Consider the following 21704-nt stretch of genomic DNA (forward strand, 5'->3'; position numbering starts at 1 on the left):
TTCTTCGCTAACATAACGAAGAGGGAACAAAAAACTCAACAATATTTTTACTGGTTATCAAATGATTACAAAAATGCCAGTTAAAAAATCGCGTAAAATATTTGTTTTATAAAAATATATAGCGGAACTTTGCAGCCTTAAATTACAGGCGGGATAGCGCTTGTACCAAACAAAACAAAAATTTATAAAATGAGTAAACTACATTTCACAACCAAGCATGCAAATGCGGCTACCGTTAAGCGCGAGTGGTATATCGTGGACGGTACTAATCAAACCGTAGGACGCATTGCAGCACAGATCGCGGCGGTTTTACGCGGAAAAAACAAAACCTACTATACTCCACACGTTGACTGCGGCGACTACATCATCATTGTAAATGCAGATAAAGTAACCTTTACAGGTAATAAACTGGAAGATAAAAACTACATCAACTTCTCCGGCTACCCCGGCGGTAAAAAAGAAGAAACTGCAGGCAACCTGTTGAAACGCCGTCCTGAAATGATCATGGAGAAAGCCGTAAAAGGCATGCTGCCCAAAAACAAACTGGGCCGTAAAATGATCAAGAAATTATTTGTGTATGCAGGAGACCAACACCCGCACAGTGCACAACAACCTAAAGAACTTAAATTTTAATCTGCCATTGGCACAAAATATATAAAATGGAAAAACAAAAAAATGCCGTTGGTCGTCGTAAAGAAGCCGTTACCCGCGTTTTTATCAGCAAAGGAAATGGTGCGATAAATGTAAATGGCAAAGATTATAAAGAATATTTTACATTGCCTTATCTGCAAAATGAGGTGATCCTTCCCTTAAACACTATACAGGCCGCTGATAAATTTGACGTCGTTATCAATGCTGTTGGTGGTGGTGTAAAAGGCCAGGCCGAAGCCGCCAAGCTGGGCATTGCGCGCGCATTGCTTGAGATCGATGCTGAGTTCCGCCCTGCCCTGAAAGCAGCCGGCTTGCTTACCCGCGACTCACGCGTTGTTGAACGTAAGAAATTCGGTAAGAAGAAAGCACGCAGAAGCTTCCAGTTCAGCAAACGTTAATATCAGCCCCTTATCCTCCTTTTGGAGGAATACGGAGCCACAGCTCTTAATAAATTTTTAAAACAATAAAACTTCCCGGAAGCTTTTCCATACGGAAAGCGAGGGGCTACGTAAAATATGGAACAAAATACTTCTTTACAGCAGCAGTTGCTCGAAGCAGGAGTTCATTTCGGCCACCTGAAAAAGAAATGGAACCCTAAAATGCTGCCTTATATCTTTGCAGAAAAGAAAGGTATCCACATTATTGACCTGAATAAAACCGTAGAACACCTGCAGGAGTCTGCAGCAGCACTGAAACAAATTGCTAAAAGCGGTAAAAAAATCATGTTTGTGGCAACTAAGAAACAGGCTAAAGAAATCGTTTCTGAGTGTGCCAAAAAAGTAAACATGCCATTCGCTACCGAAAGATGGCTGGGCGGTATGCTTACCAACTTCAATACTGTGCGCAAAAGCGTGAAAAAAATGCAGAGCATTGAAAAACTACTGAGCGATAACAATGCAGAAAGCCTTACTAAAAAAGAACGTCTTACCTTGAGCCGCGATAAAGAGAAAATGGAAAAAGTACTGGGCGGAATCTCACAGCTTAGCCGTCTTCCGGCAGCACTGTTCATCGTAGATATAGGCGAAGAGCACATTGCACTGGCAGAAGCAAAACGCTTAGGCATCACTACCTTCGGTATGGTAGATACCAACGGGGATCCCAACAAAGTAGACTATGCCATTCCTGCAAATGACGATGCTACCAAGTCTGTAGCTATCATTACCAACTACATCACTGCGGCTATAGCTGAAGGGCTGGCTGAGCGCCAGGCTTCCAAAGATGAAGAGTCAGAAGTAGAGACCAATGAAAATGAAGCCAAAGCAGCACGCATTCAGGCCGAAGCAGAAGCAGAAAGCGGGAATAAAAGCCGTGCTAAAGAAGAGTCCGCAAGAGAAGGCGGCGCTCCCAGACGCAGAATGCAAGGAAGCGGCGGCGGACAACGCAGACATACTCCAGGCGCAAAAAGATAATTTTCTCAAAGGAAAATTTAGACAATAACTTATAAGATGCCTGTAAACATTTTGCAGGCATCTTGTCTTTATAAAAAACATTTAAACATATAATTTATGGCAAATATTACAGCTCAAGACATTAACAAACTGCGCCAGGCTACCGGCGCTGGTATGATGGACTGCCGCAAAGCATTGACAGAAACCAACGGCGACTTTGAAGCCGCTATTGACTGGCTAAGAAAACAAGGACAGAAAGTAGCCGCAAAGCGTGGCGACCGTGAAGCAAAAGAAGGCGTTGTAATAGCGCAAACCAACAGCGACCATACAAAGGGATATATCATCACTGTAGGTTGCGAAACTGACTTCGTTTCCAAAAATGCCGACTTCGTTTCTTTTGTACAAACCATTGCAAACGCAGGCGTAAACGCTGACGTAAACTCTATTGAAGAATTAAAGGCTGTTAATATCAACGGCGCTACAGTTGCTGATATGGTGAATGATAAACTTGCTGCCATCGGTGAAAAAATTGATGTGGTACGTTTTGAAAAAGTGGAAGCGCCTTACGTGGCTTCGTACATCCACGGTGCAAACCGCATTGGCGTATTGGTAGGTTTAGACAAACAAGCGCCTGAAGCAGGCAGGGATATTGCTATGCAGATCGCAGCATTGAATCCTTTGGCTGTTGACGCAAGCAGTGTAGCTGCCGATATTGTTGAGCGTGAGAAAAATGTAATTATCGATACCATGAAAGCTGACCCTAAAATGGCCGGCAAACCAGACGAGATGATCAGCAAGATCGCAGAAGGCAAACTGGGCGCATTCTTCAAAGAAAATACTCTGCTGGCACAACAGTTTGTGAAAGACGGCAGCATTACGGTTGAAAACTACCTGAAACAAAACGGCGAACTGAAAGTTACTGACTTTAAGCGTGTAGCTTTAGGATAAATTTTCTGCATATATTCTTAAAACTCCCTTCCCGGGAGTTTTTTTGTGGGTATACTTGTATAACGCAATAAGCGAGCATATGCCATTAAAAAAATTGCTCCGCAGCTATGTATAGTTGCGAAGCAATCCATGCAGCACTTTCTTCAGGAAAATGCCTAAAAAGATTTGTTATTAGTAACGATCGTCACGACGTCCGCCATCATAGCTCTTCTTCTTGTAACCGCCAGAGCCTGAGCCGCCGCCGTTTTCCTGTTTTTCGTTTACAACGATATTTCTACCGCCAACTTCAGCACCGTTAAGGCCTTCGATAGCTCTTTTTGCAGCTTCTTCGTCAGCCATTTCTACAAATGCAAATCCTTTGCTACGGTTGTTGTTAAACTTGTCCGTAATTACTTTTGCAGAGATTACTTCTCCGTACTCAGAGAATAATTCTTTTAAATCATCGCTGCTTAAACTCCAGCTAAGATTTCCAACGTAAATGTTCATTTTAATACTTTTTGAATTTTTTAATAATACAGTGTGATCCAAATCCAAAAACATAATACGCAGGAACGTTTAGTTAAAGAGAATTTGATAACTGTTGTTTCACCGGCAAAGTTATAGGGATTTAATTTAAAAAACCTGATTTTCAATGAAATTTTTCAATAATTTTTTAGGAATCAACGCTTTACATTAAATCTGCGCCTGAAAGCAGGTCAGGGCGCAGCTTTTTAGTCCTTTCAACAGACTGTTGATGCCTCCAATCGTCTATCAATCTGTGGTTTCCGCTAAGCAACACATCAGGTACTTTCCAACCTCTGAAATCCACCGGCCTGGTATAAACAGGGGGTGCAAGCAGCTTATCCTGAAAGCTGTCTGTAAGTGCGGAAGTTTCATTGTTCAGCACGCCGGGGATCAGCCGCCCAACAGCATCTACCAGTACAGCAGCAGCCAGCTCACCGCCGCTTAAAACGTAGTCGCCAATAGATATTTCTTTAGTCACAAACTGATCACGTACGCGCTGGTCTATGCCTTTGTAATGGCCGCAGATGATCAGCAGGTTTTTTTTAAGCGACAACTGGTTGGCCATTGGCTGGTCAAGGGTGTCCCCATCGGGTGTTAAAAAAATTATTTCATCAAAAGGCGCATCCTTCTGTAAGGTTTCTATGGCATTCACCAGCGGCTCGCACATCATTACCATGCCTGCACCGCCGCCAAACTGGTAATCATCAATCTGTTTGTATTTGTTCAGCGACCACTTTCGGAGGTTATGCACTTCTACATGCAGCAAACCCTTATCCTGTGCGCGTTTCATGATGCTGTGAGAAAAAGGGCTTTCTAATAATTCAGGTACGGCTGAAAGAATGTGTATGTGCATAATGTAAACGTTGTGCCCGGCAAAGATATTATTTTGATTTTATAATGTTGTGATGAGGGTTATGGAGTGATGGAGTTACGGAGTTACGGAGTTATGAAGTGATCAAGTGATCAAGTGCTACAACCCCAGGCAAGGCAACACAGGGGCACAAGCAGCCTTGTGCCCTGGTAAATTCCTTGGTTTAAAAATAGCATTACCTCATGTGCGCCGTGAAAACATTTAGCGCACTAACCAAACCTTGTGTCATAGTAAAATCTTAACGCGCTTTGTGTACATATATCTTCCAGAACTAACCTAAGGCGCTGCTTTGATGATGTCTGCAAATACCCCGCTTGCTGTAACATCTCCTCCTGCGCCGGCGCCTTTGATCACCAGCGGCTGCTGCGCATAGCGTTTGGTATAGTACAAAACAATATTGTCTTTTCCATACAAATGATAAAAGTCAGCATCAGCGGGGATTTCCTGCAAACCAACCATAGCTCTGCCCTGCTCAAATGCCGCTACATACTTCAGTTTACAACCTTTGTCATGTGCACTGTCATACAATTTTTTGAAATGTGCTTCATTTTTCTCAAGGCATGCATAAAAATCTTCAACACTTCCGCTGAAACAATCCTGCGGCAGGAACTGTGTTGCTGCAATATCATCCATCTCCAATGCATAGCCTGCTTCCCTGGCAAGGATCAGTATTTTGCGCATTACATCTGTGCCACCCAGATCCAGGCGCGGGTCTGGCTCTGTATAGCCCTCTGCCTGTGCGCGTTTCACCACTTCAGCAAATGTTTCTTTTCCATCATAGTTATTAAAAACAAAATTGAGCGTGCCAGACAGCACTGCTTCTATTTTTACAATTTCATCGCCACTGCGCAACAGGTCATTCAGTGTGCCTATCACCGGCAAACCTGCGCCAACATTGGTTTCGAAATAAAATGATGCATTAAAATCCGCAGAGAGCTCTTTGAGTCGCCGGTAATAGGCATAATCAGACGAACAGGCAATTTTATTACAGGCCACTACAGAGATACTTCTTGACAAGAAAACATGGTAAGAGCGCGCAATAGCCTCATCGGCTGTAACATCTACCACCACTGTATTTCGAAGGTTTTTATTTACTATTTTCTTTGCCAGCATCGGTAGCTGTATCTCTTCGCTATCTTTGAGATGCTGCTGCCAGTTGCTTAAATCTAATTCATCATCCTCTGCAAGTAAAGCCTGGCGCGAGTTTGCAATACCTATTATACGCAACTGAAGGTTTAAATTTTTCAACAGAAAATCCTGCTGCTCGCGGATCTGTTCAATGAGCTTACTGCCTACGTTGCCAACACCCAGGATAAATACATTTAACTGCTTGCGCGCCCGCTCAAAGAAACGCTCATGAAGCGTATTGACCGCTTTTTTTACATCAGCCGTAGAGATAACTGCAGAAATATTTTTTTCTGAAGAACCCTGTGCTATTGCGCGGATGTTGATACCATTCCTGCCCAGCGCACTGAACATTTTGCCTGCTATACCCGGATGCCTTTTCATTTTATCGCCCACCAGCGCTACGATGGATAAGTTGTGCTCTTCTTTTACCGGGTCTAATTTCTGGGAATCAATTTCATAAGCAAACGCTTTATTGACAACGGTTGCGGCACGTGTGCCATCAGCGGCGTTTACGGCCACGCAGATGGAATGTTCAGAAGAGCTTTGAGTGATCAGCACCACATTTATTTTTGCTTCTGCCAGCGCCGTGAAAAATGTTTTGGAAGACCCCGGTATGCCAACCATGCCGCTGCCTTCAAGGCTCAGCAGGCTGATGTCTGATATGCTGGAGATACCTGTAACTACTTCTCCTTCGCGTGGAGCTACATGCTGTATTACCGTGCCTGCATCGCCGGGGGCAAAAGTATTTTTTACCCAGATAGGGATCTCCCTGGCCATGGCGGGCTGTATGGTAGGCGGATACACTACCTTAGCCCCAAAGTGTGTAAGCTCCATCGCTTCTTTGTATGAAATTACGGGGATCACTTTCGCGTTGTTTACCAGTCGGGGATCTGCCGTCATCATACCGGAAACATCCGTCCATATCTGTAAGGCATCAGCATGCAGCGCTGCAGCTATAACAGCGGCCGTATAATCCGATCCGCCACGACCTAATGTAGTAACGGTGCCTGTTTCAGCACGCGCAATAAAGCCGGGGGCAATAAATAAATTTTTATCCGAAGCATTGAAGTAGTCAATGATCCTTTGGTTGGTTTCTTCAAACAGTATATTTGCCTTGCCGTGATTGTTATCGGTTAACAGCAAGTCCCTGGAGTCTATCCAGGCATGATCAATATTGAGCGAATGCATGTAGGCAGAAATGATTTTGCTCGACAGCAATTCGCCAAAGCCAATGATCTTGTCTTTTGATGCAGCAGAAATTTCCTGAAGCCTGAAAACGCCTTCAGCTATATCTTCCAGCTCATTAAAAGTTTGCATGACCAAACTTAAACTTGCACTCTGCGTAGTAACAGGCAATAATGTTTTTACTGCTTCCAGGTGCTGCTCTGAGAGCGCGCTTATTTTCTCTGTGTATGATGGATCCTTGCCGGCGGCGAGATTTCCTATCTCTATTAATTTATCTGTAACGCCGCTTAAGGCAGAAACTACGAACAATTTTTTTTGTGGATCAGCAGTAACTATATTTACTACTTTCCTGATGTTTTCGGCATTGGCTACTGAAGTCCCGCCGAATTTTAATACTTGCATTTTTAATTGATTAGCTGATGAATAATACAACCCCTTTCTCTGATAGCGGCTTAGGAAAGCCCAAGTGATGATATGGTAATGCTGAACCCTTTACAGGGTCCCAATAATGATCGTAGTTCCTGCTGCCAAAGCAGGTATATCAAAAGAATGGGTATATAGAAAAAGATTTTTCATGAATACAGCTGCAAGATAATAAAAAATGCAAGAAACAAATAAATTTTTTAGAAAACGTATAGACGGTTCGCTGCCGGTGAAATTTTTAAAGATAGAATCACATACCAGCCTGTCTGATTAATTTGTATTTTTACAGCTTATGACAAACATTATTTTCCAGGACCTTGGCAGAAAAGCATACAAGGAAGCATGGGATTTCCAGGAGGAGATGCTTCGTGAAAAATCTGAACAGAAAAAAAACGGAGAGCAGCCGCAAAACCATCTTTTTTTCGTGGAACACAATCCTGTCTTCACTTTAGGCAAAAACGGCGACGACCATCACGTGCTCATGCCGGTAGATCAACTTAAAGAAATGGGCATTGAATATTTTCATATTAACCGTGGGGGCGACATCACTTATCACGGGCCGGGGCAAATTGTGGGATATCCCATCATAGACCTGGAACAATTTAAAACTGACCTTGGCTGGTACCTGCGCAGCCTGGAGGAAGTGATCATTCTTACACTGGCAGCTTATGGATTACAAGGACAACGCAGCCCCGGGGAAACGGGTGTATGGCTCGATCCTGATAAAAAAGGTTTTGAAAGAAAGATCTGCGCCATGGGTATTCGCTGCAGCCGCTGGATAACCATGCACGGCTTTGCACTGAATGTAAATACCAACCTCAATTACTTTGACTTTATTATTCCCTGCGGCATTCAGAACAAAAAAGTTACTTCTTTGGAAAAAGAGCTGGGCCGGAAAATACCTATGGAAGAAGTACAGGAAAAATTAAAAATCAACTTTGAAAAAGTTTTCAATGTAAAAATTATTTCTTAATATTTTGAAACATTGTTGTATTATTTTGTATAATTTGCAGTATTGTTGCATATTTGCAAAATGATAGCATCCAGGAACAGATTGTTTGTATGCCTGTTGAGTATATTCACTTTACCGGCTTTAGGTTATTCTCAAAAAACAAATCCGGCAATCACCATTGTAGTTGCCGATGCAGATAATGACACCCTGATAGCTAATGCGGAGGTGCGTTCTAATTTTTTTAAACAAAGAACCAACGACCAGGGTGCAATAACCATACAGCAATACCGGACCGGCAGTTTTCATGTGCATGCAGAGGCAGATGAATATTATCCTGCAGACAAACATTTTTTTATCAGAGACAGCAGCACTACATTCAGGATAGAGCTGCATCCTTTAAAAGATACACTGCACGCTATTGAAATAACCGGGTACCGTGCATACGGCAACAATAAAACATCTACTGCGGTTCTGCTGACTGATAAAGAACTTGAAAAAACAAGAGGTAGCAGCCTTGCAGGCCTGCTGCAAACCGTACCCGGCATTTCCATGATACAAACCGGCGCAACCATTGCAAAACCCGTGATCAATGGCATGCACAGTAACCGCATACTTATCCTGAACAATGGCGTAAAGCTCGAAGGGCAGCAATGGGGAGCAGACCATGCTCCGGAAGTAGACCCGAACATTGCCAGGAACATTGTAGTAGTGAAAGGCGCAGATGCTGTACGTTACGGCGCAGAAGCCATGGGTGGCGTGATACTTATAAATCCGCCAAAACTTCCTTACGGAGATCCGGCATTGCACGGAGAAGCTGATCTGACAGGCGCCAGCAACGGCAGGCTTTACGCGGCGGGAATGAGCCTGAGTTCAGGCATCAGGCGTTTTCCTTCCTTTGCATGGAGGCTTCAGGGTTCGGGGAAAAAAGCAGGCAACATCCGATCCGCAGATTATTTTTTAGAAAATACCGGCATTCACGAATTGAACTTTTCGGCGGCTGCCGGCATACGCAAAGAACGTTTCAGTATAGAAGTTTTTGGCAGTTTTTTCAGCGCCGAAACCGGTATTTTTAAGGGAGCACATATAGGGGATACCACCAGTCTTTTTGCAAGGATCAGGAATGAAGTGCCTTTTGAAAAAGGTTCATTCTACTATAACATAGATGCGCCCAGGCAGCGCGTTTTTCATGAGCTTTACAAAGCACAGGCTTCTTACCAACTGCCCGATGGCAGCCTGTTGCATGCGTTGTATGCATACCAGCAGAACAAACGCCGTGAATATGATTTACGCAGGGCAGGCAGGGATATGCTGCCCTCGCTTGATCTCCGGCTTAATGCACAGAACGCAGATCTCAGCTGGGAGAAAAGATATGCAGCAAACTGGAAAAGTACGCTTGGCATAAATGGTTTTTATAAATCGAATGTGAATGTACCAGGCACCGGCGTGACGCCATTGATACCCAATTTCGTGCAGATGGGAAGCAGTGTGTACGCCATACAGAAGCTGACAAAGACCAACCTGGAAGCAGAGGCCGGCTTGCGTTACGATTACCAGTTTCTCAACTCAAGAGGGTCAAGGGCATTTTATAAATATGTGAATGAACAGGGAGAAGAAATACCGGCAGACCAGCCGGGCGGCAACTATATAAAACAGGAAGGCTATTATGGCGGAGAAAAAAACTTCTCCAATATTTCTGCCATTTTAGGTGCGCTTTTTAAGCTGTCGCCTGAATGGCACATAAGCTCAAACGCAGGGCTGGCCTGGCGTCCGCCGCAGGTGAATGAACTTTACAGTTACGGATTGCACCACGGCTCGGCAAGCGTAGAACGTGGAGATAGTGCACTAACCAGTGAAAAAAGTTATAAATGGATCAATACCGTATATCATTACGGCCAGAATCTATCCTTTGAAATATCAGGTTACGGGCAGGTGATCAGGGATTATATTTACCTGGAACCCTCCATGCAATATGAACAAAGCATACGCGGCGCATTTCCTGTATTTCAATACCGGCAAACCCATGCAATGTTCCTGGGTGCAGACCTGGGCGCTACGTACCGGTTCAGCAAAGCATTTACTTATGAACTCAAAGCATCGCTTGTAAGAGCGAAGGACCTGACGAATAAGAAGTACCTGCACATGATACCTGCAGACAAACTCAGCAATGGTATAACCTGGAACATAGGCAACAGCAAAAGTTTTAAAGACAATTATTTCCAGATAGAATCTGTACTCACTGCCAAACAAAACCGCTATGAACCGCAATCGGATTTTGCACCGCCGCCATCCGGCTACCACCTGGTGAACATTGCGCTGGGAACAAGGATGCCATTGGGCTCAGGAGCAATCAAGCTGAACGCGGCGGTGAGCAACCTGTTCAACACATTATATAAAGAATACCTCAACAGGTTCCGTTATTACAGCCATGATATAGGCAGGAATATACAGTTGAGGATGAGCTATGAATTTTAAAACCAAACAAAATAAAAAATGAAAACAAAAATGCTATCATGGATCGCAGGCGCTTTTATACTATCAGCAGCTGTGACCTCTTGTACCAAAGACCCTCAAAAACCGCATGAAGAACACAATCATGACGATCCTACGAAAGTAGAGATGTTGTTCATTAAGGGCCATTACCACGGCACCAAGTTGCATGCGCACGATACTACCAAAGTAGTTATGCGTTGGGACGGTAAATTTATTGATCCGAAAACCAATGCACTGCTTAGTACTCCTCCGGAGGTGAAGATGGAAAAAGGCTATGACATTTACAAACTCGAAGTAAATTTCTACGATGCCAAAGACAAACTGCTGAACGGGGAATTTATTGAAGAAGCCAGTATTCACCAGTTCTTCTTCCTGCCAAAAGCCGGCGGTGAAGGCGCATTGAGTTACGAGTACAAAGACGCACGCTTAGGCTTCAACGGAGACTTTAAAGTACTGCAGGCCGGCAAAACATTTGATATGGATGCGATACTTATACATGGTTTGAAGAAGAGTACCAACATTGAATGGAACGATGTGAACTATAAAAATTTTGGCGGCAGCCCCGATTTTACTACTACGCTGAAAATTAAAACAGTAGAAGGCGGGGCTCATGCAGACGATTAACTTTTTTAAATCTTTATTTTAAATCCTGCGAGGTGATCGCAGGATTTTTTATTGCAATATATTTTTGTTTCTAAATTTCCTTAATTCGAAAATGGAGACAAAAAAGTCTTCTTAATCTTGCACTATTGAAATAATATCTAACAAAAAATATTGCAAAATGAAAAGGATTTATGCGGGTTTATTTACCCTTGCCTTGTTTATATTATCAGTAGGCTGTAAACAAGAAACTACTGAGCCTGATGTGAAACCAGATACAAAAACGGCAAAATTAGTTGCAAAAGATTATTCCAGGTGGACATACTTCTCTTTTAAAACAGGGGATTCAATCCCGGGAATAAATGAAACAAATTTCAAAGAAAGATCAGATTGGGACATTGCTTTTCATTCTTATGATGTAAGGCTTAATGGCGGCGCATCGGGAAAGGGAAAAGCAGGTGTTGTAAAATTAAATACTGAAGATTTCAACAGTGTTACCCAAGCGCCAGAATCCGGTTATGTGGTAGACAAAGAGGAAAAGGTAATAGTTGCTATAAAGTCTACAGGGCCGGTAGAAGAAAATCAGCCAATGAACAAAACGCTTGACTGGTTGAAGTTTGAGGTGATAACGCCGCCCAACTACACTTTTACCTTACGTAAGAATGTATATATTGTAAGAACCGCCGAAGGTAAATATGCCAAAGTGCAATTCACTACATACCTGAATGATAAAGGCGAAAGAGTATACCCCACATTTAACTACGTATACCAGGCAGACGGAAGCAGGAAATTTTAAAAATGAAACCTGAATTAAAAAGATTTTTTTTCTTTTTTTCATCTTTTTTTTGTTGTGGTACGGCAGCAGTTGCCCAGGCTGATTTTTTTGAAAATGACAGCCTGCAGGAAGTAGTGATAACTGCTACCTCCACACCCAAAAAATTCAAAGATGTACCAATTTATACCAGAGTGATCTCACGAAAAGATATTGAGAACAGCGGCCAGCTTTCTTTAAATGAGATTTTAATGAACGAAATGCCCGGCATCCAGTTTGGCAATGAAGCAGGAGTACCCAACATAAATATGCAGGGATTGGGCGGCAATTATGTTTTGATATTGATGGATGGCCAACGCACATCCGGTGAAACCCGCAACAATATTGATTATGCTATGATCAACCCGTCTACTATTGAGCGTATAGAAATTGTAAAAGGCGCCTATGCTACACTATATGGTTCAAATGCTATCGGCGGCATCATAAACATCATTACGAAAAATAATAAAAAGCCCTGGGAAGTTTCCATGGCGGCATCCATAAAAAGTAAGCAATTTTACCAGGCGGAAATGAATGCAGGCGGCAGACAAAGAAAATTTTCATGGCTTACTTCTGTAAAACAAAGCTTACAGCAAGGTTACGAACTGCAAAATACCAATTATGGCAGAAAGTATTATCCTGACACAATTATAGCAGATCATGCCCTGAGCACCTGGCAGGTTGAAGGTGGTAAACTTCTGACGATCGACCAAAAACTCAGCTATTCTCCAACTCAAAAGCTTGTTCTGGATTTAAAAGGAAATTACAGCATCAGGGAGCGCTTTAATGCAGGAGCAGAAGGAGAAGTGCTGCATAATTTTTTCTACAATATCGGAGGTTTGTTTACAGGCAGTTATCATTTCGACAGCCTGAATGCTTTACGTTTATTTTACAATTACAATGATTATCGCAAAGCTAATCATTACAGAAAACTTAACGAGCAAGCAGATACTTACAGCAGCTGCATTCATAATGTAAGAATAGTTTCCGAGAACATGATAAACAGAAAAAATCAACTGGTCTCGGGATTAGAGCTGCTCAACGAAAGCCTGATCACATATATGTTTCAGGCAGGCAGCAAATACCAGGCAAATACTTTGAGCGCCTATGTACAAAACGATTATAAACCATTTCCCAGCGTGGAAATACTTACCGGCTTAAGGCTTGATCATCATTCTGATTTCGGTTCGCGCCTTAGCCCTAACCTTGCCTTGAAAGCAGATATCTTTTCCCGGTGGCAGCTCAGGGCTTCATTTGCCGGCGGCTTTCGTTCACCCAGCTTGAAAGAATTGCATACAGACTGGGATCATTTGGGAATGTTTCAGATAATCGGCTCCCGGGATCTAAAACCAGAAGTCAGCAATAACCTGATGCTTACACTTACTTACCGGCCAAAGAAAAGCGAGTGGACTGTAAATGTGTTCCGCAATGATATAAAAAACAAAATTGCGCTGTTTCCAAATACTGCCGGAGACACTATTTTCTACCATAATGACGAAAGGCAAAAAATTTCCGGTTTTGAAATCACATCGGCATACAGGATTCTCAACAACTGGAAAATATTTGCAGGCTACGCTTATACCGATGACGGGTTAAAAACCGAAGGCAAAAGAACTTCTACTACAAGACCCGGAGGCGCTGTGTTGAAAACAGAATATTTCAGAAAAATAAATAATTTTTTGACAACATTTTCGCTCTCCGGCAAATATCAGCAACATATGGATGTCTATGGATTCGACGCTGAAAAAGCGCAATATTACAGGCAGGAGTACACGGCTGTGCTGATGTGGCGCCTCAATACTTTAGTTCAGTACAGAAACACCATTGAACTGAATTTTGCTATTGATAACCTCTTTAACTACCGGCCTAAGATCTACAATTTTTATATGCCTATGACGCCGGGCAGGATGTACCAGCTCACACTCCGGTACAGATTTGATAATCTTTTAAATAAAAAATAAACCATGCATAAAAAATACATATTTTATATTATTGCTGCATCCTTCCTGATCATAACAGGTATGGCAGCTTGTAAACCAGGAAATTCAAAAGACAATAAAAATTCCGGCAATGAGAAAAGAAAGACCGGGCTACTGCTGGTGAATCACGGATCGCGCTCTGCCACATGGAGAAGTGCACTGCTTGATCTTGAGAAAAATATTTCACCTCAAATATTAAACGGTAAAAAAATAGAAGGGATTAAAACAGCTTTCATGGAGTATAATGAACCGTCTATTGCCACACAAATGAAAGCATTTGACGATGAAGGTTTTACAGACGTAATTGTTACGCCGATATTCTTAACGGTAAGTCCGCATTCGTTTGAAGATATTCCAACTATACTTGGCCAGAAGGAAGACCCGAAATCTATGGAAATGCTGAAAATAGAAAAAATAGCACGCTATACGCCCAAAGCAAAAGTGCACATAACACCCTTGCTGGATTTTACTGAAGTACTGGAAAAAAATGTGCTGCGCAGGATGAAAGAATTGTCTGAAAATCCTGCAGAAGAAGGTGTGGTATTAATCGGCTATGGTGATGAAACCTACGAAAAAGAATGGGAAGCCCTTTTTAGGAAGGTAGGAAAATATCTGCAGGACAATGCCGGCATCGATCACTTGGAATATGCCTGGTGCGGCCATATAGCACACTATTCTTCCGGGCCTACCACAAATGCAATCAATAAAATTCTCCGGGCCAAAAAGAAAGCTATTGTAATACCTGTACTTGTTGCGTTTGACGAAAATTTCCAGCTAAAGATAATCGGTGGAGGAGTAGAAAAAGTAAAAGATTATAAACAACGTGTGATGTATAAACCTGATGCTATCCTGCCCGATGCAAACGTAGAAAGGTGGGCAATAGACATTACCAACTCCTATGCTGATAAAGTAATGCAATAATGAGGAGGACATTGTACACGAAGATCAGAAGGCTAAGCCTTCATTGGCATCGTGATCTCGGTTATTTTTTCTCCGGGCTGATAATAATCTATTGTATATCTGGGATTGCGCTGAATCATGTAAACGACTGGGACCCTGACTTTATACTGATAAAGAAAGAGATCATTCTTCCGCAAACCCGTGTGGCAGCAAAGTTAGAACAGGCAGAAATAGAAGCTATAAGCCGGCTTACGGGAGAAAAATCTTTTAAACTGTATGACTTCCCTACACCCGGCCAGGTAAAGATCTACTACAACAACGCCACTTTTCATGTGTATTTAAAAGAAAAGCGCGGATTTTATGAACGTATATCTAAACGCCCGGTTTTTTATCAATTAAATGTATTGCACAGAAACAGCGTGCATGTATGGAAGTGGGTATCCGATATTTTTGCTGTAATGCTTATATTAATTACCATTACAGGGATGGTGATTATAAAAGGGAAATACGGATTTTCTAAACGCGGCATCTGGCTTTTGCTTGCAGGGCTTATCCCTCCGCTGGCGGCCGTTATTTTACAAGCTATTTTATAAAAAATATATTCTTATGCACAAGCAATTATTTTTGGCTATTGCCGTATCAATGCTGTCTTTAGCAGCTTGTACCAATAGCGCCAGCGAAGAAACAAATCAAAAAAAGAACACATCAAATAATTCATATACAAACGATGCCATACCTGCAAAGTTTTTGGGAAAGTGGGAACGTACATTTTTTCCTGTGCCGGGAAAGCCGCATAAAGTAAGCTACATCATTACCCCCGACAGTATGTTTTATTCTGTATCCGGGGCGATGGTAAATGCAAATTATACTTTAGAAAAAGATGTTTTTGATGCCGCCAATAACAAATTTATAGGGCACAATAAAGCAGGAAATTATTTCGTAGCATTCTTTAAGCAAGCCGGAGATTCTATCAGCATTTTTAAAGAGCCCATTGCTTCCAAAGAAAAAGGGATAGCTTTTGAACCGCCTGCAGCTAACTACAAAGCCAACCACAACCAGGGATGGAATTTGTATGGAAAAAATAATTGAAACTTCAATGAAAAGCAAGAGCCCTTTGATAGGAATTCATCGGGCCCTTTTTTTAACAACTAAAACTATCTTTATTAGTCAGGCTTTTTGCCATCAAGAAAGCTGTTGAGGCTGGAAAGATTGATCTTATTGTCTTCTGTTTTCTCTACTGTTATTTTGCTGTAATATTCTTCTGCGGTAGAAGTATTGCTCTCGCGCTGCATAGATTCCAGCTTCCTGCGTACATAGGCCGGCACATTGTCGAGCTCACTGTTAGGGTCATTGGAATTAATATCAAAAGAAAGGTTCCTGAGTTTTTGTACACGTTCTGCCGCCCTGCGTTTCTGCATCTCTTCATCGGTAAGGTCTTCATCCAGGAAGTTTACGGGATGGCTCACTTTTGCAGTATGATTTTCAGAACCGCTTTCGTGATATTCAAATTCAATGCTTGCTTCCTTGTCTTCCGTAGCCTTTGTGTGCACGGTTTGCTTCGCTTCGGGATGAGTAGCATAGATCATGGAAGGCTTGCTTAAGAAAGGCTTTTTTTCTTCTTTCTTCTCTTCTGCTTTTGGTTGCTGCACAGGCTCCGGTTTTACTTCTTCTGCCGGTTTGCGAGCAGCCACAAAAGAAACAACTTCTTCTTGCTCCTCTTTCAGATCAAGCACCAGGTTTTCCTGTACAGGCGGTTGTGTATGTTCAGCTACGGGTGGTTGCAGGGGTTCCTGCTTTGGGGCTTCCGGGTTTGGAGCTTGCTGATCCGGAACTTGCTGCGGAGCGGCTTCCTGCTGCTTTTCTTCAGTTTTCGGGAAGATAACAACCGGCTGATGAGGAGTGGTCTCTGCATCTTTCAGGTCTAAGAAAACCATTTCCGACTTCTTCATTTCCTGGTTGATCTTATCTGTTTCTACAAATGGGTCTTTATTCTCAAAGCCAGTGGCTATAAGAGTTACAGCCAGGCTTTTGCCTAAGCTTTCATCAACGCCCATGCCCACGATCACATCTGTATCTTCGCCGGCATTCATGCGCACATAATCATTGATGAGTTCAAACTCATCCATGCCGCATTCATATTCACCTGTGCCGGTGATCACATTCAGCAGTATCCATTTGGCACCACGAATATCATTATCGTTGAGCAATGGAGAATTAAGTGCGTCTTCAATGGCTTTCTGCGCACGGGTTTCACCTTCAGCCTGCGCACTGCCGAGGATGGCTACGCCGCCGTTTTTCATTACGGTAGAAACATCTGCAAAGTCTACGATAATGTGGCCTTTACTGTTGATGATATCGGTTATACACTTGGCTGCCGTAGCCAGCACATCATCAGCCTTTCCGAAGGCTTCCCGAATTTTCAGGTTCGTATGCAGCATCTTCAATTTATCGTTGGAGATCACGAGTAAGGTATCTACATAGGGCTCCAGTTCCCGGATACCGGCTTCTGCCTGCGTCCTGCGCTTAGGCCCTTCAAAACCAAAAGGTGTGGTAACGATACCTACGGTAAGTATGCCCAGCTCCTGGCATATTTTAGCAATGATAGGCGCGCCGCCTGTACCTGTGCCACCGCCCATACCGGCGCACACAAAAGCCATCTTGGTATTTACTTCCAGTATTCTTCTTATCTCCTCGAGCGATTCCTCGGTAGCTTTTTTACCAACGCTGGGGTTGGCTCCTGCTCCCAATCCCTGTGTCAGGTGCGGGCCTAATTGGATTTTATTGGAAATATTGCTAAGCTCAAGCGCTTTGGCATCTGTATTACACACAATAAAATCTACGCCCTCCACGTTTTGAGAATGCATATAATTTACTGCATTGCTTCCTCCGCCCCCAACCCCAATTACCTTGATAATTGACGACTGGTTTTTAGGAATATCAAAATCTATCATTGTCTATAATTTAATTAAGTTATTAAGTAGTATTAAAATTGAAAATATAATTTTTTTGGAAACTAATTCTCACGAAACCCGCATCTTATCTATATTTTAACGAAGATCCGTATCGCTTTCTTCTTTGAATAATTCATTCAGGCCGTTCTTTACTTTCTCTGAAAACAGGCTCCAGAATTTAGTGATCCTGTCTTCCTGTTTTTTGCCGATGCCAGCTTTTCCTTTCTTCTCCTCCACGACTGTTTCCGGCACAACTTCTTCGGATATTAATTCTTTAGGCACTTCTACTTCAGTATCTTTCTCTGTTATTTCTATAAAATCCTCACGCATCTCATAGTCATTGCATCCTTTCAGTATCAGGCCTAAACAGGTAGAATACATCGGGCTTTTCAACTGCTCAATATGGTTGGGCGCCAGGTGCTCGTTGGGCAAGCCTACGCGTGCATTGAGGCCGGTAACATATTCGGTAAGCTGTATCAGGTTTTTCAATTGAGAGCCGCCGCCTGTAAGGATCACACCGCCATTGAGCATCCTGTTGTCAAGGCCTACCTGCTTCAGATGGTAAGACACAAAATCCAGTATCTCGCTCATGCGCGCCTGTATAATTTCAGCAAGCGTCTTTACGCTGATTTGTTTGGAAGGCATACCTTTTAAACCATTGATGGTAATGTAGGCATTGGCCTTAGCTTCGTCGCTGATGGCAGAGCCGAATTGTTTTTTCAGCGCTTCTGCCTGGTGCTTAAGCACTCCCAGGCCTACGCGGATATCATTGGTAATGTTTTCCCCTCCGAAAGGGATCACTGCAGTATGCTTCAATACACCTTCATAAAACACAGCCAGGTCAGAGGTACCGCCACCTATGTCTAATATGGCTACGCCGGCTTCCATGTCCAGGTCGCTCATCACGGCGGAGGCAGATGCAAGCGGCTGCAATACGAGGTCTTTTGTTTTCAGATCGCTTCTGTTTACCGCGCGGTTGATGTTCCTGATAGCATTTTTATCTCCGGTAATGATGTGGAAGTTGGCGCCAACTTTCACGCCGTTGTGGCCTACGGGTTCTTTGATATTCTGGAAATTATCTACATAGAAATCCTGTGGTATCACATCAATGATCTCGTCGCCGGCAGGTATAAATGTCTTCTTCTGGTTATCGATCAGCTGATCAATTTCAAAGCGCTGAATTTCAATTTCCGAGTTCTGGCGCACCATGTCGCCGCGTGTTTGCAGGCTTTTGATGTGATGGCCCGCAATGCCTACATACACATCATTGATATCAAGTTCTGGATTGCTTTTCAGGCAATTCTCCACTGCCACTTTAATGGCTCTTACTGTTTGATCAATGTTTAAAACCTGCCCGTGTTGCACACCGTTGCTGGGCGCTGTACCGAAACCGACTATTTCCAGCTTACCGTGTTCATTCTTTCTTCCCGCAATTACAGCGATCTTGGTGGTACCAATATCGAGCCCCACAATGATCGGAGAGTTTGCAGCATATGCCGCCTGTTTTTCCCGGAAGTTTGAGTCTTGATGCATAATGATATATTTTAGTTGTTATTTGTTTGTATTTCGATTGGTTGTTGCGTGTTTATCCTGTTTGGCTGCACCTGCAGGCGGAGGCTTTTTACGCTCCTGTGCTTGTGTTGCGGCATTTTTTTTGTTTGCCGCACCAGTCTTCGGTTGCGCCTGCCTGGCAGGGATATTTTTATTGCTTATGGTATCTGCCAATGATACGGTATCTATACGCACGGGAATGCCAAACACAGCATCGTTCCTGTTAGCTGAATCTCGCAGTGTGGCCACTACCTGGCCATTGTACTGCACGTCTATTTTTTTATACTTATCCAGACCCTTGGCAACCCACACCTGCTGATAGAAACTATACAACCTGTTGAATTTATTCTCTATGCTATCTGCTGTGCCGATCGCTATCATATGGTTGCCGACAACGGGCACAAATTCAAACTGGTTTTTATTGACAATGTTTATCTGCGCAATCATGGCTGTCCAGAATGTATCGCTGTTGATAAAACTGCTTAACCGCTGAATATCTTTAATAAGCAATGTATCGGCCTCTACATTGCCGGCCTCGGGAAACGAAGTAAAAACGGGCACCCTGGCAGAAACCTTGCTGTTTACCGGCAGCTTTTTAGCACTGCTGTCGATGTAGAAAGTATTGCCCTGATCCGTAAAGATCCTGGCAATCGGGTCGCTCTCAGCTATACGCACCTGTAATACCTGGTTGTTATCAAAATACAGGTCAGCTTTTTTTACCCACACATCGGCATACAGCACCTGCTCAAGTTTTTTCAGGTCAATGGAATCTGTTACATAGCCCACACGCCCTCCGTTTGCCGCAATAATGCCTTTTATCTGCTCTTCATTTACAAAAACATATTTCTTCTGTCCTACGATCTCTACCTTAATACCCTTGCAGATCTTGCTGCGCTTTACATCTCCGGCATAGACAAAAAGCGCTATTGTTGCGAAGAACAACAACAGCCACGAAATCAATATGATCTTTCTTTTTGTCATTTATTTTTCCAATAAAATTGTTTTAATGGTTTGCCGCATCTCACCGATATCTCCTGCACCACACATAACTATCAACGCCGGCTTTCTTTGCCTTACTGTTTCTGTAAATGCTTCTTTGGTTAATACACTACAATTTTTATTCTTCATTTTCTCTGCGATCAGCTCACTGGAAACGCCTTCCACTGGCAGCTCGCGTGCCGGGTAAACAGGAAGCAAGATCACTTCATCTGCCTGATCAAGGCTGGCTGCAAATTCTGCTGCTAAATCTTTGGTTCTTGAATACAAATGCGGCTGAAACACCAGCAACATCTGCTCATTATACAAACTTCTTACACCTTTGATTACGGCGCTTAATTCTTCGGGATGGTGCGCATAATCATCAATCAATACGTATGGCGAATCTGTATGGCTCAGCACAAACTCAAACCTTCTTTTTACACCCCTGAATAGCTGCAATGCCTGTCTTATCTGGCTTTCAGCAATGTTGAGATAACCGGCTACAGCAATGGCGGCTATAGCATTTTCCACATTATGCAGGCCACCCGTTTTTAAAATAAGGTCTTTTATTTCTACACCATTGATATGCACGTGGAAATGGTAAGCCCCTTCATGCACTTTTATATCAAAGGCATAAATATCTGCATCCCTATTATCCAGGCTGTAGGTTAGGTGTTTTTCTGCACCAAAATTGTGCTTATGCTTTAAACCGTACTTGGTCAGCAAAAGCCCTGCGCTCTTGAGCTTAGACGCAAATGCCAGGTAAGCATCTTCCAGGTTTTGCACTGTGCCGTAAATATCCAGGTGATCCGGATCCATCGCTGTAATAATGGCTACATCAGGAGAAAGCTTCAGGAAGGACCGGTCGTACTCATCGGCTTCCACAACATTTACATTTCGATCGCTGCTCCAGAAATTAGTATCATAATTCGCTGCAATGCCGCCCAGGAAAGCATTTGAGCCATAGCCTGTCTCGCGAAGCAGGTAAGCGATCATGGTTGTGACCGTAGTTTTTCCATGTGAACCTGCCACACAAATATTAAAAGCATTTTCTGTAATCCATCCAAGCACATCACTGCGCTTTACAACCACATACTTATTTTCGCGGTAGTAAGCCAGCTCTGTATGATTGACAGGAATAGCCGGCGTGTAAATAACTACATCGGCATCTTTTGAAATCAGCTGCACATTATCTTCATAATGAATATGCGCACCCTCTTGTGTAAGGCGCTTCGTTAGTTCTGTTTCTTTCAGATCGTAACCGGCTACACGCACGGCTTTAGAAAGGAAATACCGTACAAGCGCACTCATACCAATACCGCCTATGCCAATAAAATACACAGACTTGATAACAATGTTGTTTAACCTCAATAAGTGCGCTTCCTGATCCATGC

General features: G+C 43.0%; 19 protein-coding genes. 12 read left to right on the forward strand and 7 right to left on the reverse strand.

The genetic code is table 11. The features are described from left to right. Positions 1-189: 189 nt before the first annotated feature. From rplM to tsf, 4 genes are all read left to right on the forward strand, one after another. A complete protein-coding gene (gene rplM, locus OD355_RS07490; RefSeq protein ID WP_263037842.1) occupies positions 190-633 on the forward strand; it encodes a 50S ribosomal protein L13 in 444 nt (147 codons plus the stop codon). A gap of 26 nt (positions 634-659) precedes the next feature. Next, the gene (gene rpsI / locus OD355_RS07495) at positions 660-1049 is read left to right on the forward strand and encodes a 30S ribosomal protein S9 (protein WP_263037843.1); all 390 of its coding nucleotides are present in this window, start codon (positions 660-662) and stop codon (positions 1047-1049) included. Positions 1050-1166: 117 nt separating this feature from the next. Then, positions 1167-2060: a 30S ribosomal protein S2 gene (gene rpsB, locus OD355_RS07500; RefSeq protein ID WP_263037844.1), complete on the forward strand. Its 894-nt coding sequence runs from the start codon at positions 1167-1169 to the stop codon at positions 2058-2060. A gap of 96 nt (positions 2061-2156) precedes the next feature. Then, positions 2157-2987 (forward strand): translation elongation factor Ts, encoded by an 831-nt coding sequence (tsf, locus tag OD355_RS07505; RefSeq protein WP_263037845.1) that lies wholly within the window; start codon positions 2157-2159, stop codon positions 2985-2987. Positions 2988-3158: 171 nt separating this feature from the next. Here tsf and OD355_RS07510 read toward each other — a convergent pair whose 3' ends face one another. The 3 genes from OD355_RS07510 to thrA all read right to left on the reverse strand — a co-directional run bounded on the left by OD355_RS07510 (position 3159) and on the right by thrA (position 7077). After that, positions 3159-3473, reverse strand: coding sequence for an RNA recognition motif domain-containing protein (locus OD355_RS07510; RefSeq protein ID WP_263037846.1), 315 nt, complete (start codon positions 3471-3473; stop codon positions 3159-3161). A gap of 181 nt (positions 3474-3654) precedes the next feature. Next, entirely contained in the window at positions 3655-4344 is a 690-nt protein-coding gene (trmD, locus tag OD355_RS07515; protein WP_263037847.1) for a tRNA (guanosine(37)-N1)-methyltransferase TrmD, read from the reverse strand. A gap of 294 nt (positions 4345-4638) precedes the next feature. Next, complete coding sequence (gene thrA, locus OD355_RS07520) at positions 4639-7077, reverse strand: bifunctional aspartate kinase/homoserine dehydrogenase I (RefSeq protein WP_263037848.1); 2439 nt, start codon at positions 7075-7077, stop codon at positions 4639-4641. 313 nt (positions 7078-7390) lie between these two features. Between thrA and lipB the strand changes: the two genes are divergently transcribed. From lipB to OD355_RS07560, 8 genes are all read left to right on the forward strand, one after another. Next, positions 7391-8071: a lipoyl(octanoyl) transferase LipB gene (lipB, locus tag OD355_RS07525; RefSeq protein ID WP_263037849.1), complete on the forward strand. Its 681-nt coding sequence runs from the start codon at positions 7391-7393 to the stop codon at positions 8069-8071. 42 nt (positions 8072-8113) lie between these two features. Beyond that, positions 8114-10522 (forward strand): TonB-dependent receptor, encoded by a 2409-nt coding sequence (locus OD355_RS07530; RefSeq protein WP_263037850.1) that lies wholly within the window; start codon positions 8114-8116, stop codon positions 10520-10522. A gap of 18 nt (positions 10523-10540) precedes the next feature. Further along, positions 10541-11164 (forward strand): hypothetical protein, encoded by a 624-nt coding sequence (locus tag OD355_RS07535; protein ID WP_263037851.1) that lies wholly within the window; start codon positions 10541-10543, stop codon positions 11162-11164. A 157-nt stretch (positions 11165-11321) separates the two neighbouring features. Continuing rightward, complete coding sequence (locus OD355_RS07540) at positions 11322-11936, forward strand: HmuY family protein (RefSeq protein ID WP_263037852.1); 615 nt, start codon at positions 11322-11324, stop codon at positions 11934-11936. A 2-nt stretch (positions 11937-11938) separates the two neighbouring features. Next, complete coding sequence (locus OD355_RS07545) at positions 11939-13912, forward strand: TonB-dependent receptor (RefSeq protein WP_263037853.1); 1974 nt, start codon at positions 11939-11941, stop codon at positions 13910-13912. A 3-nt stretch (positions 13913-13915) separates the two neighbouring features. Further along, a complete protein-coding gene (locus tag OD355_RS07550; protein WP_263037854.1) occupies positions 13916-14851 on the forward strand; it encodes a sirohydrochlorin chelatase in 936 nt (311 codons plus the stop codon). Then, a complete protein-coding gene (locus OD355_RS07555; RefSeq protein ID WP_263037855.1) occupies positions 14851-15423 on the forward strand; it encodes a PepSY-associated TM helix domain-containing protein in 573 nt (190 codons plus the stop codon). The genes OD355_RS07550 and OD355_RS07555 overlap by 1 nt, the downstream gene beginning before the upstream one ends. A gap of 13 nt (positions 15424-15436) precedes the next feature. Further along, positions 15437-15919 carry a hypothetical protein gene (locus OD355_RS07560; protein WP_263037856.1) on the forward strand — a complete coding sequence of 161 codons (483 nt, stop codon included), beginning with the start codon at positions 15437-15439 and terminating at the stop codon, positions 15917-15919. A 74-nt stretch (positions 15920-15993) separates the two neighbouring features. On the opposite strand, the gene ftsZ is transcribed toward OD355_RS07560, so the two are convergent. The 4 genes from ftsZ to murC form a co-directional block, all read right to left on the reverse strand. Further along, positions 15994-17781: a cell division protein FtsZ gene (gene ftsZ, locus OD355_RS07565; protein WP_263037857.1), complete on the reverse strand. Its 1788-nt coding sequence runs from the start codon at positions 17779-17781 to the stop codon at positions 15994-15996. Between the two features lie 96 nt (positions 17782-17877). Next, positions 17878-19314 carry a cell division protein FtsA gene (gene ftsA / locus OD355_RS07570; protein WP_263037858.1) on the reverse strand — a complete coding sequence of 479 codons (1437 nt, stop codon included), beginning with the start codon at positions 19312-19314 and terminating at the stop codon, positions 17878-17880. A gap of 18 nt (positions 19315-19332) precedes the next feature. Beyond that, positions 19333-20313 (reverse strand): cell division protein FtsQ/DivIB, encoded by a 981-nt coding sequence (locus OD355_RS07575; RefSeq protein ID WP_263037859.1) that lies wholly within the window; start codon positions 20311-20313, stop codon positions 19333-19335. After that, a complete protein-coding gene (murC, locus tag OD355_RS07580; protein ID WP_263037860.1) occupies positions 20314-21702 on the reverse strand; it encodes a UDP-N-acetylmuramate--L-alanine ligase in 1389 nt (462 codons plus the stop codon). Positions 21703-21704: the final 2 nt, after the last annotated feature.

It is taken from the genome of Haoranjiania flava (assembly GCF_025631005.1).
Taxonomy (GTDB): domain Bacteria; phylum Bacteroidota; class Bacteroidia; order Chitinophagales; family Chitinophagaceae; genus Haoranjiania; species Haoranjiania flava.

Excerpts from the sequence above, each read along its gene's own strand:
- murC (WP_263037860.1), bottom strand. The coding sequence starts at position 21,702 with ATGGATCAGGAAGCGCACTTATTGAGGTTAAACAACATTGTTATCAAG.
- OD355_RS07545 (WP_263037853.1), top strand. The coding sequence starts at position 11,939 with ATGAAACCTGAATTAAAAAGATTTTTTTTCTTTTTTTCATCTTTTTTT.
- OD355_RS07535 (WP_263037851.1), top strand. The coding sequence starts at position 10,541 with ATGAAAACAAAAATGCTATCATGGATCGCAGGCGCTTTTATACTATCA.
- rpsI (WP_263037843.1), top strand. The coding sequence starts at position 660 with ATGGAAAAACAAAAAAATGCCGTTGGTCGTCGTAAAGAAGCCGTTACC.
- ftsZ (WP_263037857.1), bottom strand. The coding sequence starts at position 17,781 with ATGATAGATTTTGATATTCCTAAAAACCAGTCGTCAATTATCAAGGTA.
- OD355_RS07540 (WP_263037852.1), top strand. The coding sequence starts at position 11,322 with ATGAAAAGGATTTATGCGGGTTTATTTACCCTTGCCTTGTTTATATTA.
- OD355_RS07575 (WP_263037859.1), bottom strand. The coding sequence starts at position 20,313 with ATGACAAAAAGAAAGATCATATTGATTTCGTGGCTGTTGTTGTTCTTC.
- thrA (WP_263037848.1), bottom strand. The coding sequence starts at position 7,077 with ATGCAAGTATTAAAATTCGGCGGGACTTCAGTAGCCAATGCCGAAAAC.
- tsf (WP_263037845.1), top strand. The coding sequence starts at position 2,157 with ATGGCAAATATTACAGCTCAAGACATTAACAAACTGCGCCAGGCTACC.
- OD355_RS07510 (WP_263037846.1), bottom strand. The coding sequence starts at position 3,473 with ATGAACATTTACGTTGGAAATCTTAGCTGGAGTTTAAGCAGCGATGAT.
- lipB (WP_263037849.1), top strand. The coding sequence starts at position 7,391 with ATGACAAACATTATTTTCCAGGACCTTGGCAGAAAAGCATACAAGGAA.
- rplM (WP_263037842.1), top strand. The coding sequence starts at position 190 with ATGAGTAAACTACATTTCACAACCAAGCATGCAAATGCGGCTACCGTT.
- OD355_RS07560 (WP_263037856.1), top strand. The coding sequence starts at position 15,437 with ATGCACAAGCAATTATTTTTGGCTATTGCCGTATCAATGCTGTCTTTA.
- trmD (WP_263037847.1), bottom strand. The coding sequence starts at position 4,344 with ATGCACATACACATTCTTTCAGCCGTACCTGAATTATTAGAAAGCCCT.
- rpsB (WP_263037844.1), top strand. The coding sequence starts at position 1,167 with ATGGAACAAAATACTTCTTTACAGCAGCAGTTGCTCGAAGCAGGAGTT.
- ftsA (WP_263037858.1), bottom strand. The coding sequence starts at position 19,314 with ATGCATCAAGACTCAAACTTCCGGGAAAAACAGGCGGCATATGCTGCA.
- OD355_RS07550 (WP_263037854.1), top strand. The coding sequence starts at position 13,916 with ATGCATAAAAAATACATATTTTATATTATTGCTGCATCCTTCCTGATC.
- OD355_RS07555 (WP_263037855.1), top strand. The coding sequence starts at position 14,851 with ATGAGGAGGACATTGTACACGAAGATCAGAAGGCTAAGCCTTCATTGG.